The sequence below is a fragment of the Streptomyces sp. NPDC055099 genome (genome assembly GCF_053607685.1).
This window is the reverse complement of the sequence record NZ_JBSGUA010000001.1, coordinates 213,290-227,830: the sequence shown is the minus strand read 5'-3', so window position 1 is coordinate 227,830 and position 14,541 is coordinate 213,290. Positions and strand designations below refer to the sequence as shown.

Here is a 14,541-nt window from a genome sequence, read left to right as displayed (position 1 = left end):
CCTAGTGATGGAGATGAGTATCAGCGCGGATGGGTCCCGACCTGCGCAGACGGAAGAGTGAGGGACACGGAGAAGGGCGCGGCGTCCGTACCGCCGACACGGGGCGGCGGAACGGCGCAGCGCCCTTGGCCGCTCCTCCCACCCCGCCGAAGGTGGGAGTGAGACGCGGGGAGACGGACGGCCGCTCGGGAATGACCACCCGAGGGGCCGAACGGGGGACAGCGGGGGAACACGAGAGCGCCGGTCCGGTGCCGCCTGGAGATCAGGCGGCATCCGGACCGGCGCTCTCGTCGTGCGTGCCCCGAGGCCGGCTCAGCGGCCGCCGCTCACCCGGCCCTGGAGCAGTCGCGAGAGCGCCGAGTGGACGTCGTCGAGGGAGCGCTCCGGCTGGAAGGCCTGCCAGTCCAGGGCCGCCACCAGGACCATCCCGACGAGCGCGGCGGCCGTCAGGGGGATGTCGATCTCCTCGCTGAGCTCGCCGTTCTCCACGCCCGCGCGCAGCACGTCCTCCACGACGGCGACCGCCTGCTGCCTGACCACCATCAGGGTGGACTGCCAGGCGCGGTTGGTGCGCCACAGCTCGGCGACGTAGAGCTGGGTGAAGGCGGGGTAGCGGTCGATGAAGACCAGGCCCGCCCGGATCATCGCGTCCAGCGCGTCGACCTGGCTGCCGCCGCGCTCCGCCGCCTTCTCGGACGCCTCCTTCAGGGAGGCGGTGAGCAGGCCGACGCCATGGCGCAGCAGCTCTTCGAAGAGGACCGACTTGCTCGCGAAGTTGTAGTAGACCGTGCCCTTCGCGACCCCGGCCCGCTCGGCGATCTCGTCGACCGTCGTGGCCGAGAAGCCCTGCTCCGCGATGAGGGTGACGGCTGCCTCGTAGAGCTTCTGCCGGGTGGCCTCACGCCGGGTGCTGGTTGCGCTGCTGTCCATGGGCCCGATTCTCACAGGTCTGGGCGCCCGGGCAGGCGCACTCGCGGGTCTCACAGGCTCAGCTCCGGGTGCAGGCGGTCCAGGGTCCACACCTGCTTCTGGCGCGCGGAGAGCGCGGTCAGCGCGAGGGCGCTCGCCGTGAAGGCCGTGAGGACCACGCACGCCTGCCAGACGGGACCGAGGCCGCCGCCCGTGATGAGCCTCCGCAGGGCGTCGACCACGTAACTCATCGGCAGGAAGGGGTGGATCGCGCCGAAGAAGGACGGACTCGTCTGGACGGGGTACGTGCCGCCCGCCGAGGTGAGCTGGAGCATCAGGACCGCGAGGACCAGGATGCGTCCGGCCGCCCCGAAGCGTGCGTTCAGCCACTGCACGATCGCCGCGAAACAGCACGTCACCAGGCAGAGGAAGCCCACCGTCCCGGCCGCCCGCGCCATCTGCAGGCCGAGGCCCCAGTGCAGGACCGACATCAGGGCCGCCGTCTGGAGCACGCCGAGCGCGGCGACCGGCAGCCAGCCTGCGAACGCGATGCGCCAGGCGGAGGCACCCGCCGCGAGCGCGCGCCGGTTGAGCGGCTGGATCAGCATGTACGCCACCATCGCGCCGACCCACAGGGACAGCGGGATGAAGTACGGGGCGAAGCCCGTGCCGTAGTTGGGCGCCTTGTGCATCGACTGGGAGGCGAGCTGCACCGGGTCGGCCATGACGTCGGTGCGCTGGTCGCGGTCCTTCTTGTCGTAGTCGGGGATCTTCTCGACGCCGTCGTGCAGCCCGCCGGCCAGCTTCTCGGAGCCGTCGGCCAGCTTGAACAGGCCGCCCTTGAGGTCGCTCGCGCCCGTCTTGAGCTTGCCGATGCCGGTGTCGAGGTCGTCGGCGCCGGTCTTGGCGGTGCCGAGGCCCGTGTGCAGCTTCTTGGCGCCCTTGGCGACCTTGCCCGCGCCCGTGTTGAGGTCGTTGATCTGGGTGACGGCCTTGTCCAGGTCCTCGTCCAGGTGCGGGGCCCGCTCGGCGAGCGCCTGGGACTTCTTCTGCAGCGTGGCCAGGTGCTTGTCGAGCTTCTTGACGTCGCTGTTCTGGTCCTTGATCACGGTGTTCATGTCGTCCGCGATGGTCGACACGTTCTCCGCGGCCTTCTTGGCCTTCTTGATCTTCGGGCAGGCGGGGTCGGGCACCGGGAGGTTCTCGCAACGCTCCGTGTAGAGGTCGCCGATGAGGGCGGACCCCTCCTTGGCGCCCACGGCCGCCCCGGGTGCGAGCTTGACCCAGGTGGCCAGGTTGGTCCGCAGGGCCTTGGAGGAGTCGGCGACGAGTTTGGCCGTGTCGCCGATGGTCTTGCCGTTGTCCTTCAGGAAGGGCCGCACCTCGTCCGCGGTGCCGTTCACCTTGTCGGCCAGCTTCTGGGTGCCGTCCGAGACCTTCTTCGACCCGGTCTCCAGCTCACCGGCGCCCTTGTCGAGCTTCTTGATGCCCCCGGCCAGGTCCCCGCTGCCCTTCTTGGCGTCCTTGAGGCCGGTCACGAGCTTCTTGGAGCCCTTCTTGGCCTCACCGATGCCGCTGTCGAGCTTGTCGGCGCCCTTGGCGGCCTTCTCGGTCTCCCCGTGGATGTCGGAGAACGAGATGAAGATCTTGTCGAGGAAGGAGCGCGATGCCTTCGTGGAGGCCGCCGTGCGCACCTCGGAGAAGACCGTCCGGGAGATCTGCCCGACGATGTAGTTGTTGGCGTCGTTCGTGCGGACCCGCAGGGCGCTCGTCTCCGGGGAGTCGCCCGAACTCGATGCGACGCGCTTGCTGAAGTCGGACGGCATCGTCAGCGACAGGTAGTACGTCCCGTCCTCGACACCTTCACGCGCCTCGGCGGAACTCACCTCGTGCCACTCGAAGGTCTTGCTGTCCCGGAGCCCGTCGACGATGCCGTCGCCGACCGCGAGCTTCTTGCCCGAGGCCGTGGCGCCCTTGTCGTCGTTCACGAGCGCCACGGGTATGCGGTCGAGGCGGCCGTACGGGTCCCAGAACGAGCAGAGGTACAGCGCGCCGTACAGCAGGGGCAGCAGCAGGAGCGCGACGAGCGCGGCACGCGGCAACTTCCCCCTGCCGAAGCGCCTGAGCTCAAGCGAGGCCAGCTTCGGCGAGCGCATCCGCCGTCTCCTTGTCGTCGTCGGTGCCGTCTGAGTCGTCTGAGTCGTCGGGGTCGTCTGTGCCGTCGTTGCCGTCGGCGCGGTCCGTGCACACGGCGATCGCGTCGTCGGGGGCTTCGTTGCACACGGCCACGACGGTGGTGCCGCTCTCCGTGAGGGACCTCAACAGGTCCCAGGCCTCGCGCCGTTCGGCGTCCGACAGCTTGAGGTCGACGTCGTCGACACCGAGCAGCCGGGGTTGCCCGATCAGCGCCAGGGCCACGGAGAGCCGCAGGATCTCCAGGCGCTCCAGATCGCGTACGGAGGTCCGCCGCCCCTTGGGCAGCGACTCCATGTCGAGCCCCGCGGCGGTCAGCGCCGTCTCGACCCGCAGCCGCGCCTCCGCCTTCCGCTCGGCGCGCGGCCTCAGCAGACCCCGCAGGGAGCCGCCGAACCGCCGCTGCAGCAGCGCCCTTTCGTGCAGATGCTCGGCGACGGTCAGTGCCGGATCGAGGTCCGTCACGCCGGGCACGGGCCCGAGCGCGCTGATGCGGCGGACCGCCGCGAGCTGCTTGGGCAGCCGGAAGCCCCCCACCGAGGCCTCACCCTCGGTGGGGCGCATCCGCCCGGTGAGCGCGAGCAGCAGACAGGTGCGGCCCGACCCCGAGGCCCCCTCGATCGCGATCAGCGACCCGGGTTCGGCCTCGACGCCGATCCCGCGGAACGCCCAGCCCCGCGGTCCCTTGAGCCCGAACTCCCGCGCTGTGACGGCGGCTCCCCGCTCGCCGTCGTTCGGCCCGTCCACAGTTCCCCCTCGCGCCCTCTTTTTGAACTGACTGGTCAGTGCAAAAACTAACGCGAACCGTCGATCGAGGCAAAAGCGCAGGTCAGAGCCGATTGTCAGTGGCGTACTACACGATGTGCACATACGGCCACATAGCCGTTACGCGACGACAGGAGGTTCGTCATGGCCAGCACTTCCGCAGCAGCCGCACGTCGGCACCGCCCCGTCGGCCCTGCTCCCTCACTGACCGGCCCCGCGAGCGACGTGCACCCCGTCCTGCGCCGGGCCACGGCCCCGCCCGCCGCACTCGAACTCCTCGCCCAGGCCCGCGCCGGCATCGACGAGGCCGCGCACCTGGAGCCTCCGAACGAGCGCTATGCCACCGCCCACCTCGCGGCCCTGCGCACCGCCGCCGCCGTCCTCGCCGCCCGCGGCCGGCCCGAGGCGACCCCGCGCCGCAGGCAGCGCATCCGGAGCGCCTGGGAAGTGCTCCCCGAGATAGCCCCCGAACTGACCGAGTGGAGCGCCCTGTTCGCCTCCGGCGCGCCACGCAGGGCCCGCGCGGAGGCCGGCATACAGGGCGCGGCCACCGTCCGGGACGCGGACGATCTGCTGCGCGACGTCGGGATGTTCTTACGCCTCGTCGAGCGGATGCTGGGGCTGCAGCCCGTGCTGCCCCAGCCCAGGCGGGAGCCGCCGGACGCGACCCGAGACGGGTGACGGGGCAGTCGCCCGAAGGCAATAGGGTGGGAGCGCCCGCACCCTCCCGACTGCCGCACGAGCAGGCGGAGGGAACCCCCTAGCTCCGCCGCGGACGTGCGGTGGACGCGCCGAGGAGTCAACTGCCGTGTCGGACCCGATGCGCCCCCGCGCTTCTCTCCGTACCGCCGTGGTCTGGGAGGTCCTCAAGGACGCCCTCGACCGCCGGGTCAAGACCACGGGCCGGGAGTCACACTCCCTCGACGTGCTCGACACCGGAGGCGGCAGCGGAAACTTCGCCGTGCCCGTCGCCCGCCTCGGCCACCGCGTCACCGTCGTCGACCCCAGCCCGAACGCCCTCTTCGCGCTCGAGCGCCGGGCCGCCGAGGCGGGCGTCGCCGACCGCGTGCGCGGCGTCCAGGGCGACATCCACGGCCTCTTCGACGTCGTGGAGCGGGCCGGGTTCGACGCCGTCCTGTGCCACGGCGTCCTGGAGTACGTGGACGACCCCGCCGAGGGCGTGCGCAACGCGGTCAGCGCGCTGCGGCCCTCCGGCACCCTGAGCCTGCTCGCCGCCGGTCTCGGCGGAGCCGTGCTCGCCAGGGCGCTCGCCGGGCACTTCACCGAGGCCAGGCAGGCGCTGGACGACCCGGCGGGCCGCTGGGGCGAGGGTGACCCCGTGCCGCGCCGCTTCACCGCCGAACAGCTCACCGGCCTGGTCGAGGGCGCGGGCGTCAGGGTGGATGCCGTGCACGGCGTGCGGGTCTTCGCCGACCTGGTTCCCGGCGTCCTCGTGGACACCGAACCCGGCGCCCTGGAGGCCCTGCTCAAGCTGGAGGCGGCCGCCGCCGAGCTCGCCGCGTTCCACTCCGTGGCCACCCAGTTGCATGTGCTCGGTGAGACCCGGGATGCCGACGAGGCCTGATGTCCGGCACGGCTGCCCCGCTGATCAGCGGCGCAGCCGCACATGGAGTACGGCACACACCCCCCGAACGGGCTACGGGCGCCGTATGATCGAGGCAGACCGTCCGGCATGCCGGATCGGCCGCTGGGGAATGAACGCTTCAGCGAGCCGGAGCGGCAGGGTGGTCCGGTTTGGCGAAGTTGGCGCAGAGGGGCGGGTTTCACGGGGGCGATTCCCTGCCTATCCTGAAGGGGACCCCCGGTCGCCCCGGCGACTGCACGATGAGGAGGACTCCGTGCCGCTCTCGGAGCACGAGCAGCGCATGCTCGAGCAGATGGAGCGAGCGCTGTACGCCGAAGATCCCAAGTTCGCGACAGCGCTCGAGGGAAGCGGGCTGCGTACGTACACCCGGCGACGGGTCTACCAAGCGGTCGCGGGCTTCCTTGTGGGTATTGCCCTTCTCATGGCGGGAATGGTCGCCCAGCAGATCTGGGTGAGCGTGGTCGGTTTCCTCGTCATGCTGGGTTGTGCGGTGCTCGCCGTCACCGGATGGCGCAAGGCGCCCAAGCCAGGTGAACAGCCGGCCGCCGGCACGCCCACGGCCCCGGGCAGCACCCCGGCCCGTCGGCAGACCAGGCAGCGCCGGTCGATGATGGACCGGATCGAGCAGCGTTGGCAGCGCCGCCGCGACGAACAGGGCCAATGAGTTCTTAGCTTTTCAGCAGTGCGTAAGGGGTGACCGCCCGGGCGGTCACCCCTTACGCATGCTCTCCAGCTCTCTAGCTCTCCTGCCGCGAAGGCCGCCGCAGTGCCGTCCACCGCCCGGCGATCCGCTCGGACCACCGTGCCTTGACCGACGTCCAGCGGTCCGAGGCCGCCCACACCACCCGTGCGGCCGAACGCGGGGCGAGTGTCGCCCGCAGCCGTGCCGAGCGGTTCGACGTGGCCCGCAGACCGTCCGACACGCGGTGCACGTCATCGGCCAGGCCCGTCGTCAGCTGCGGCCGAGGCGCGTAGAGCACCTGTTCGACCGCCGCGGCCAGTCGGTGGACGGAATCCGCGGGTGCCGCGGTGAGCTGACCGATCCGTACGATCCGGGCCGCCGCCTTGCGCGGGGTCTGCGACTCGTCCGGCGTGATCCCGTGGTCCCAGGCCGTGTCGGTCACCTCCAGCCAGGCGGCCAGGGTCCGCGCGGCCGCGTCCGCCTCCGTACGGCCCGTCGAGCCCAGGCGCACCGCACGGATGCGCCGGCGCCACAGCATCGGCAGCAAGGGCACGCCGAGGACCACCAGCGCCCCCAGGGTCACCCACACGATGGTGTCGATCGGCGGTCCGTCGTCGCCCGAACCGCCCGAGATGGCCGGGGCCGAGCTCGCGCAGCCGCCCTGCCGCTGCTGGTCGGGCGGGCAGCTCGCGGAGGCGGAGGGCTCGTCGGACGGCGCCGACGACGAGGACTCCTCGGGCGCCGCCGGGTCGCTCGCGCTGTCGGACGGGGTGTCCGGGCGCGTGTAGTCCGGCACCGTGCCGCGGTTCGGGGTGGGCTCGAAGCGGGTCCAGCCCACGCCCTCGAAATACAGCTCGGGCCAGGCGTGCGCGTCCCGCAGACCGACCGACATGGAGCCGTCCCCCTGCGCGGCGCCGGGCGTGAAGCCCACCGCCACGCGCGCGGGGATGCCCAGCGTCCGCGCCATCGAGGCCATCGCGAACGAGAAGTGGACGCAGAAGCCCTCCTTCTGTTCAAGGAAGCGGGCGATCGCCGCCGGGCCACTGCCCGCGCGCACCTGCGTGTTGTAAGTGAAGCCGCCCTCCGAGGCGAAGTAGTCCTGGAGCTTGACCGCCTTCTCGTAGTCGTTCGACGAGCCCTTGGTGATCTTGCGGGCCTCGGACGCCACCACGGACGGCAAGGTGTCGGGCACCTTGGTGAACTCCCGCGCGATCTCCCGCGGCGGCTCCGCGGCGTTGGCCAGCTGCTCGGCCGTGGGCTCCACGATGAGGCTCTTGACCTCGTACTGCGCGCCGCGCGTCGTCTGCCCGCGGTCACCCACCAGGGCGCGCCCCACCGGCTCGTACCGCCAGCGGCCGTTGATCTTCACCTCGCTCGCCGGGTAGGGCATCGGCAGCCAGTTCTGCGCGTAGCTGTCGGCGGCCGAGATGTTCGTCTGGATCTCGCTCCTGCGGACGTCGGGGTAGAGCCCCGGCGGGTCCTCCAGGCGCGGGGGCACGTCCTCGATGCTGCGGACGGTGGTCTTCCAGGTCGTGCCGTCGAACTGGTCGAGGGAGACGATCCGCAGGTAGAGGTTCTCCGTCTCCTTGGCGTTCGTCTTGTACGAGATGACCTCGCGGTCGTCCGGTTCGTTCAGGCTGTCCTGGAGCGCGACCAGCGGATTCACCGCGGAGATCGTGCCGCCACCACCGGAACCCGAACCTCCGGCGCCGCCGGAACCGTCCAGGAGCCCGCCGTCCAGGGCGGGCAGCGCGAGCGGCACCACCAGGGCGATGCCCAGGGCCACCGCGCCGATGCGCCGGCCCGTGCGGACCGGAGCGATCGCGCCGCTGTCGGTCTCCAGGCCCCCGGAGATCCGTCCGGGCGCGCGCGCCGCGCCCCCGAAGACCCGCCCCCACTGGGAGAGCCGGTCGCGGCCCTCCGCCAGGAGCAGCAGCAGATACCCGGCGGCCGCGAGCAGGAACCACGGCCACCCGGCCCCGTCCCCGGAGAGCCCCGCCGCCACCGAGTACAGCGCGAGCAGCGGGAGACCCGCGGGCGCCGCCGTACGGAACGTCACCGCGAGGGCGTCCACCGCGAGGCCGATCACCAGGACGCCGCCGACCAGCATCAGCCGGATGCCGTCACTGAGCGGCGCCGGGATCGCGTACTGCCCGACGTCGTTGCCGCCCGCCTCCAGGAGCAGCCCGAACTCCCGGAACACGTCGGGGCCCGGGATCACCCCGCCGATCGCCTGCTCGCGGGCGAACACCAGCGTCAGCATCAGCAGCGTCACCAGGGCCTGCACCGCGACCGTGACGGGGCGGGCCAGCGGGACCCGCCGGGTGAGCGCCCCCGCGCCGCTCTGCAGCGCGAGCAGGATCGCCGCCTGGACGAACCACGTCGCCGGATCGACGAGCGGCAGCAGCGCCCCCGAGGCCATCAGCGTGGCCGCCGTGGCACAGAGCGCCAGTCGCGCGCGCCCACTCATGAACGTCCCCCTGTTGTCGTGCCGTTGGCCCCGTCCGCCGGGCCGCCGTCGGTCCCCGGCCCCCGCCTCATCCCCAGCCCCCGGTCGTCGTGCCCGCCGCGGGAGCCGGGCCCGCGCCCGCCCGCAGATGGTCCGCCTGGCGCCACAGGTCCACCAGGGCGGCCCCGGGAGGCACCGCCACGGCCGTCCAGCCCGCCTCGCGCAGCATCCGGACCCGCTCGTCGCCGGGGCCTTCGGGGGCGCCGCCGGAGCCCTGCGCCCAGACCGTGGCGTCCAGGACGAAGGCGACCGCGGCGCCGCTGCGCTGGCGCATCTTGGCGGCCACCGTCGCCTGTTCCTCGTCGAGGTCGCCGAAGAAGGCGATCAGCAGGCCTTCGTTGCCCCCGCGCAGCACGTCGTACGCCGGTGAGAGCCCCGTGCCGTCCGAGTGGTCGATCACCGCGAGGGTGTCCATCATCAGCCCCGCCGCGTCGGCGGACTCCTGGCTCGCGCCCGCGAAACCGTCCGAGCCCTCGCCGGGCACGGAATTCCCGGTGTCCGTCAGGAGCCGTACGGAGAAGCCCCGTTCGAGCATGTGGACCAGGGCGGACGCCGTGCCCGAGACCGCCCACTCGAAGGCCGAGTCGGGCCCGGCACCCCGGAAGGCGCGGGCCCGGGTATCGAGCAGCACCGTGCAGCGGGCCCGCTGCGGCTGCTCCTCGCGGCGCACCATGAGCTCTCCATAGCGAGCCGTGGAGCGCCAGTGGACGCGGCGCAGGTCGTCGCCGTGGCGGTAGCCCCGCGGGATCACGTCGTCCTCGCCCGCGAGGGCCAGCGAGCGGTTGCGCCCGTCGCCGTACCCCTTGGCCTCGCCGGTGAGCCGCACCGGAGGCAGGGCCTCCACCCGCGGGATGACCGTCAAGGTGTCGTACGTGGAGAAGGAGCGGGTCAGTTCACACATCCCGAACGGGTCCGTGAGACGCAATTGCAGCGGCCCCAGCGGATAGCGCCCCCGCAGGTCCGAGCGGACGCGGTAGGACACCTCACGGCGGCCACCCGCCTCCACCCGGTCGAGCACGAACCGGGGCCGCGGCCCCAGGACGTAGGGCACCCGGTCCTGGAGCATGAGCAGCCCCGTGGGCAGCCGCGAGACGTTGTCCATCCGCAGGTGGACCCGCGCCTCCGAACTGGCGGGCACGCGCGCGGGGGAGAGCCTGCGGCTGCCCGCGACGCGATAGCGGGTGCGGTAGAGCACCGTCGCGCACACCAGCGGGAGCACGGCGAGCAGCAGCCCGACCCGGAGCAGATCGCTCTGCCCCAGGACGTAGGCGCAGATGGCCGCGGCGACCCCGGCGGCGAGGAACGAACGCCCGCGCGTGGTCAGCCCCGCGAGCGCGGTCCGCAGTCCGCCCTTGCCCTCCTCGTCCTGCGCCGGCTGCGGCCCCCCGGCCGCCATCACAGCCTCCGGGCGCCGGGCGGCTGCTGGTTGAAGTAGCCGCTGTTCGGCTGGACGGCGGCGGGTACGGGCGTGCGCTGGAGGATCTCCAGGACGACCGACTCGGCCGTACGCCGGTTCAACTGGGCCTGGGCCGTGGGCAGTAGCCGGTGCGCGAGCACCGCCACGGCGAGTGCCTGGACGTCGTCCGGCAGCGCGAAGTCGCGGCCGCTGAGCGCCGCGGAGGCCTTGGCCGCCCGCAGCAGGTGCAGCGTCGCGCGCGGCGACGCACCGAGTCTCAGGTCCGGGTGGTTGCGGGTGGCCGCCACCAGATCCACGGCGTACCGCCGTACGGCCTCGGCGACGTGGACCGTGCGGACCGCGTCGATGAGCTTCACGATGTCGTGCGCGTGCGCCACCGGCTGGAGGTCGTCCAGCGGCGAGACACCGCCGTGCACGTCCAGCATCTGCAGCTCGGCCTCCGCGTTCGGATAGCCGATCGAGACGCGCGCCATGAAGCGGTCGCGCTGCGCCTCGGGGAGGGGATAGGTCCCCTCCATCTCGACGGGGTTCTGCGTCGCCACCACCATGAAGGGGCTCGGCAGTTCGTAGGTCTGCCCGTCGATGGTGACCTGGCGCTCCTCCATGGACTCCAGGAGCGCCGACTGCGTCTTGGGGGACGCGCGGTTGATCTCGTCGCCGATCACGATCTGCGCGAAGATCGCGCCGGGCTTGAACTCGAAGTCCCGGCGCTGCTGGTCGAAGATCGACACACCGGTGATGTCCGACGGCAGCAGGTCGGGCGTGAACTGGATGCGCCGCACGGAGCAGTCGATGGACCGCGCCAGCGCCTTGGCGAGCATGGTCTTGCCCACGCCCGGCACATCCTCGATCAGCAGATGCCCCTCGGCGAGGAGCACGGTCAGCGAAAGCCGTACGACCTCTGGCTTGCCCTCGATCACACCCTCGACCGACCCGCGGACACGCTCCGCTGTGGCGGTCAGATCTGTGAGGCTCGCTCGATCGTCATAGGTCGTCACCCGGCCCTCCTCGGACACGTTCTCCCGGGCCGACGCATGTGTGTGCGGCCCGGCCCACCCCGAATCACGGACACCACGCACGAATCGTTCAGCGTGGTGCCCACCCCGCATTCTTGTTGGGCATACCGGGTTGTGTCACTCGCCCGCGGATAACTGGCGGCGATATGTCAGCTCTTACGGCCTTTTGCCTGCCGAGGTGTTCCGGAAAGATCCGCTCCGGACCCGGTCACGCAGGGTCGATCTCCCGCAGCAGACCGGTGGTCACATCGAAGACGAATCCCCGCACATCGTCGGTGTGCAGGAGGAACGGCGAGGTCCGCACCCGCTGCATCGACTGGCGCACGTCCTGATCGACGTCACGGAAGGACTCCACCGCCCAGGCGGGCCGCTGGCCGACCTCGAGCTCCAGCTCGTGCCGGAACTCCTCGGTGAGGCTCTCCAGGCCGCAGCTCGTGTGGTGGATCAGCACGACGCTGCGCGTGCCGAGCGCGCGCTGGCTGATCGTCAGGGAGCGCATGACGTCGTCGGTGACCACACCGCCCGCGTTGCGGATGGTGTGGCAGTCGCCCAGATCGAGGCCGAGCGCGGCGTGCAGGTCGATGCGGGCGTCCATGCAGGAGACGACGGCCACACCGAGGACGGGTCGTGCGTCCATGCCGGGGTCCGTGAAGTCGGATGAGTACCGCTTGTTCGCCTCGACGAGGCGGTCCGTGACGGTGTCACCGGCGGTTATGCCGCCGGTCGGCTCTGTGGGGAAGCCCGTGGGCGATGCGGAAGTCGACATGGCTACGACGGTAGTCGTCACTGATCGCCGGGGCGCGCTGTGAGAAGGGACAAAGAACGTCAATGAGTCTTGTTGTGAGCTAACCCACAGGGGTGCGGCGCCTTGACCCGAACAGGTGACGAGGCGGTTTTCGCGGACCGTCGGCGGCTCGTCGGCGACCCGTCCGCGACGCGCAGGCCAGTTGATTGACCGGGCGACACGGTGGACTAAAGTGACGCGAAGTGGGAGCCGTGACCCTGCTCCCAGCTGGACTGTTCACCCGGAGATTCCCTGAATCCCCCCACGTGCGCCGCGCGTACGTACGGCTCGGCCTCCTCCCGCTCCCGGTCGGCTGACGCCACTTCCCCGGCGCCAGCAGGCCATTCCCCTTCTGGAGCGGGCGGGGACCCGGCCGTGCGCACCGCGCTTCGCGCCGGACCTGAGAGGGCCCTTTGAGCCAGACCCGACACGTCCCGGTGATGCTCCAGCGATGCCTGGACCTGTTGGCCCCCGCGCTCGCCGAGCCGGGCGCGGTCGTCGTCGACTGCACCCTCGGCCTCGGCGGCCACAGCGAGGCGCTGCTTTCCACCTTCCCGTCGGCCCGCCTCATCGGCCTCGACCGGGACAAGGAAGCGCTGCGGCTATCCGGGGAGCGGCTCGCCCCCTTCGGTGACCGGGCCGAACTCGTGCACGCGGTCTACGACGAACTGCCCGAGGTGCTCGACCGGCTCGGCATCGCCAAGGTGCAGGGCGTCCTGTTCGACCTTGGCGTCTCCTCGATGCAACTCGACGAGGCCGACCGCGGCTTCGCCTACGCGCAGGACGCGCCCCTGGACATGCGCATGGACCAGACGACCGGCATGAGCGCCGCCGAGGTCCTCAACACGTACGCACCGGGCGAACTAGTGCGGATTCTGCGCCAGTACGGCGAGGAGAAGCAGGCCAAGCGGATCGTGAGCGCGGTCGTCCGCGAGCGCGAGAAGGAGCCGTTCAGCAACAGCGCGCGGCTCGTCGAGCTGATCCGAGACTCCCTGCCGCAGGCCGCCAAGCGCACCGGCGGCAACCCCGCCAAGCGCACCTTCCAGGCCCTGCGCATCGAGGTCAACGGCGAGCTGAGCGTCCTGGAGGCGGCCATCCCGGCGGCCGTGAAGGCGCTCGCCGTCGGCGGCCGCATCGCCGTCCTGTCGTACCACTCGCTGGAGGACCGGCTGGTCAAGCAGGTGTTCGCGGCCGGCGCCGCGACCACCGCGCCGCCCGGCCTGCCCGTCGTCCCCGAGCGCTACCAGCCCCGGCTCAAGCTGCTCACGCGCGGCGCCGAACTCCCCACCGAGGAAGAGGTCGCCGAGAACCGCCGGGCGGCCCCGGCACGGCTGCGGGGTGCGCAGCGCATCCGCGAGGAGGCCCCGTGAAGCGCGCCCGCCGGGAGGTCCCGTGAACGGCGTCCCTGAGGAGGCCCCATGAGCAAGAAGCCCGAGCTGCGGGGGAGGGCCGCCCGCCTCGCGCGGCTGCTGCCGGCAGGGCCGAGCCAGGCCGCGCGCACGCCGTTCGTGCTGCTCGTCGTGCTGCTGCTCGGCGGCGGCCTGATCACGCTGCTGATCCTGAACTCCTCGCTCAACGAAGGTTCGTTCCAGCTGAGCGAGCTCAAGAAGGAGACGACGGAGCTGACCGACCAGGAGCAGGAGCTCCAGCGGGACGTGGACGCCTACGCCGCCCCTGAGGCCCTCCAGCGCCGCGCCCGTGAGCTCGGCATGGTGCCGGGCGGCGACCCGGCCTTCCTGAACCCGGACGGCACCGTGCGCGGTGTTCCCGGTGCCGCCGAGCAGTCCTCCGCGCTGGGCCCGGATCCGCGCCCGCAGGAGGTGGCGTCCCCGGCGCCCTCGGTCTCGGTCCCGGTGGCGCCGTCGCCCGCACCGCTCCCGGCGTCCCCGGCGCCCTCCGCCCCGGCCCCGGACGCCTCGCCCACGCCCCAGCTCTCCGCGACGCCCGGCCCCACGACCTCCGGCAGGTGACGTAAGTGACGGACCGCCAACCCCCGCGACGCAGGGTCCCGGGACCCGCGCGGCCCTCGCGCCCCGCCCGCCCCGGCGAACAGCGCCGCCAGGGATCGGGGCCCCGCCCCGCCGCCCGCCGCCCGCGCCCCGCCGCCCCCAGGCAGCCGCCCCGCACCATCCGCCTCGGCAGCCCGCGGCCCCGCCTTCGCATGGTGAGCCTCGGACTGACCCTGGTGATGCTGGCCTTCGTCGTACGCCTCCTGCAGGTGCAGGCGGTCGACGCGAGCGTCTACACCGCCAAGGCCGAGAAGAACCGCTACTTCAGCCATGTCCTGACCGCCGAGCGCGGTGGCATCACCGACCGCCGCGGCGTCGAACTGGCCGCCAGCGTGGACGCGTACGACATCACGGCCGACCCCACGATGTTCACCGCCAAGGAGATGGGCATCAAGGACGCGCCCGAGCAGGCCGCGGCCCTCCTCGCGCCGATCCTCGACAAGGACGTCGACCGGCTCACCGAACAGCTGAAGACCCCCAAGACGCGCTACGTCCTGCTCGCCCGCAGGCAGACCCCGCAGGTCTGGAAGCAGATCAAGGACCTGCGCGGCGGGGGCGGCCCCCACGCCGGCGCCCGCCCGCAGAGCCCCCCCCAACGGGGGGGGGGGGTGCACGTCCCCCCCCGCCCCCCCGGGGTCCCCCCCCCCCGCC

The 14,541-nt window shown here is 72.1% G+C and carries 12 protein-coding genes and 1 pseudogene; 6 read left to right on the top strand and 7 right to left on the bottom strand.

Annotation, left to right across the window (positions count from 1 at the left end; translation table 11 throughout):
• Positions 1–312 precede the first annotated feature (312 nt).
• The 3 genes from ACWFRU_RS01005 to ACWFRU_RS00995 are packed head-to-tail and all read right to left on the bottom strand — an operon-like array spanning position 313 to position 3,849.
• Entirely contained in the window at positions 313–930 is a 618-nt protein-coding gene (locus tag ACWFRU_RS01005; protein WP_363208246.1) for a TetR/AcrR family transcriptional regulator, read from the bottom strand.
• Positions 931–980: 50 nt separating this feature from the next.
• Complete coding sequence (locus ACWFRU_RS01000; protein ID WP_453683638.1) at positions 981–3,065, bottom strand: YhgE/Pip family protein; 2,085 nt, start codon at positions 3,063–3,065, stop codon at positions 981–983.
• Complete coding sequence (locus ACWFRU_RS00995) at positions 3,037–3,849, bottom strand: ATP-binding cassette domain-containing protein (RefSeq protein ID WP_453683637.1); 813 nt, start codon at positions 3,847–3,849, stop codon at positions 3,037–3,039. Before ACWFRU_RS00995 ends, ACWFRU_RS01000 begins: the two co-directional genes overlap by 29 nt.
• Positions 3,850–4,011: 162 nt before the next feature.
• Here ACWFRU_RS00995 and ACWFRU_RS00990 point away from each other — a divergent pair, with 162 nt between their 5' ends.
• The 3 genes from ACWFRU_RS00990 (at position 4,012) to ACWFRU_RS00980 (ending at position 6,137) form a co-directional block, all read left to right on the top strand.
• The gene (locus tag ACWFRU_RS00990; protein ID WP_453683636.1) at positions 4,012–4,548 is read left to right on the top strand and encodes an SAV_6107 family HEPN domain-containing protein; all 537 of its coding nucleotides are present in this window, start codon (positions 4,012–4,014) and stop codon (positions 4,546–4,548) included.
• A 127-nt stretch (positions 4,549–4,675) separates the two neighbouring features.
• Positions 4,676–5,452, top strand: a complete 777-nt coding sequence (locus ACWFRU_RS00985; protein WP_453683635.1) for a methyltransferase — start codon at positions 4,676–4,678, stop codon at positions 5,450–5,452.
• Between the two features lie 274 nt (positions 5,453–5,726).
• On the top strand, positions 5,727–6,137 hold the full coding sequence (locus tag ACWFRU_RS00980; protein WP_453683634.1) for a DUF3040 domain-containing protein: 411 nt from the start codon (positions 5,727–5,729) through the stop codon (positions 6,135–6,137).
• A 73-nt stretch (positions 6,138–6,210) separates the two neighbouring features.
• Here ACWFRU_RS00980 and ACWFRU_RS00975 read toward each other — a convergent pair whose 3' ends face one another.
• From ACWFRU_RS00975 to ACWFRU_RS00960, 4 genes are all read right to left on the bottom strand, one after another.
• Complete coding sequence (locus ACWFRU_RS00975) at positions 6,211–8,625, bottom strand: transglutaminase TgpA family protein (RefSeq protein ID WP_453683633.1); 2,415 nt, start codon at positions 8,623–8,625, stop codon at positions 6,211–6,213.
• 67 nt (positions 8,626–8,692) lie between these two features.
• Positions 8,693–10,060: a DUF58 domain-containing protein gene (locus ACWFRU_RS00970; RefSeq protein WP_453683632.1), complete on the bottom strand. Its 1,368-nt coding sequence runs from the start codon at positions 10,058–10,060 to the stop codon at positions 8,693–8,695.
• On the bottom strand, positions 10,060–11,079 hold the full coding sequence (locus tag ACWFRU_RS00965) for an AAA family ATPase (protein WP_363208238.1): 1,020 nt from the start codon (positions 11,077–11,079) through the stop codon (positions 10,060–10,062). The genes ACWFRU_RS00970 and ACWFRU_RS00965 overlap by 1 nt, the downstream gene beginning before the upstream one ends.
• Before the next feature lie 226 nt (positions 11,080–11,305).
• Positions 11,306–11,926 carry a beta-class carbonic anhydrase gene (locus ACWFRU_RS00960; RefSeq protein WP_453683631.1) on the bottom strand — a complete coding sequence of 207 codons (621 nt, stop codon included), beginning with the start codon at positions 11,924–11,926 and terminating at the stop codon, positions 11,306–11,308.
• Positions 11,927–12,294: 368 nt separating this feature from the next.
• On the opposite strand from ACWFRU_RS00960, the gene rsmH reads away from it, so the two are divergent.
• From rsmH to ACWFRU_RS00945, 3 genes and pseudogenes are all read left to right on the top strand, one after another.
• Positions 12,295–13,251: a 16S rRNA (cytosine(1402)-N(4))-methyltransferase RsmH gene (gene rsmH, locus ACWFRU_RS00955; RefSeq protein ID WP_453683630.1), complete on the top strand. Its 957-nt coding sequence runs from the start codon at positions 12,295–12,297 to the stop codon at positions 13,249–13,251.
• Between the two features lie 48 nt (positions 13,252–13,299).
• Positions 13,300–13,851: a cell division protein FtsL gene (locus ACWFRU_RS00950; RefSeq protein ID WP_453683629.1), complete on the top strand. Its 552-nt coding sequence runs from the start codon at positions 13,300–13,302 to the stop codon at positions 13,849–13,851.
• 5 nt (positions 13,852–13,856) lie between these two features.
• A pseudogene (locus tag ACWFRU_RS00945) lies at positions 13,857–14,541 on the top strand (cell division protein); the annotation flags it as partial.